Source organism: Alcanivorax sp. HI0083, assembly GCF_001635175.1.
In genome coordinates this window covers 1-744 of sequence record NZ_LWFX01001591.1, presented here as the reverse complement: position 1 = coordinate 744, position 744 = coordinate 1, and the positions used below count along the sequence as shown (strand labels likewise).

1 protein-coding gene is annotated in these 744 nt (G+C 58.1%); it reads left to right on the top strand.

What is annotated here, in order from left to right; all coding sequences use genetic code 11:
• Positions 1-98 precede the first annotated feature (98 nt).
• The gene (gene ppa / locus A3754_RS23700; protein ID WP_007149355.1) at positions 99-632 is read left to right on the top strand and encodes an inorganic diphosphatase; all 534 of its coding nucleotides are present in this window, start codon (positions 99-101) and stop codon (positions 630-632) included.
• The last annotated feature ends 112 nt before the right edge of the window (positions 633-744 follow it).

Below are 744 nucleotides of genomic sequence, written 5' to 3'. Positions count from 1 at the left end.
CTATTCCATAGGCCGGTTCGACCTTCGGCGATTAGCCGCAGCCCGCTGCCATTGCTATAATCCGCGCCCACCACCAACCCTGTTGAGAAGGACAGACCATGGATTTTGCTAAGGTTCCCGCCGGGAAAGACCTCCCCGAAGATATCTACGTGGCCATCGAGATCCCGGCCAACGCTGACCCGATCAAGTACGAGATCGACAAAGACAGCAACGCGGTATTCGTGGACCGCTTCATGGCAACCCCCATGTTCTACCCGGCCAACTACGGCTACATCCCCAACACCCTGTCCGAAGATGGCGATCCGCTGGACGTGCTGGTTGTGACCCCCTACCCGGTGGTTCCCGGCTCCGTGATTCGCTGTCGCCCGGTGGGCATCCTGAACATGACCGACGAAGCCGGTAAAGATGCCAAGCTGGTGGCGGTTCCGCACACCAAGCTGACCAAGATCTACGACAACGTGAAAGACATCAACGACTTGCCAGAGCTGCTGCTGGCCCAGATCAAGCACTTCTTCGAGCACTACAAAGAGCTGGAAGCAGGCAAGTGGGTGAAAGTTGATGGCTGGGATGGCGCCGAAGCGGCCAAAGCCGAGATCATCAAATCTGTCGAAGCTTACGAGAACGCCAAGTAAGTCGACGCGAAACTGGCAGAACAGCGCCAGCGACAAAAGGCCGCGCCCGGGCAACCGGGCGCGGCCTTTCTGTTTTGAGAAGCACGGGCAAGACCTGCGAGTTTCGAAAAGC

Coding starts and splice junctions, on each gene's coding strand:
- ppa (WP_007149355.1), top strand. CDS start 99: ATGGATTTTGCTAAGGTTCCCGCCGGGAAAGACCTCCCCGAAGATATC.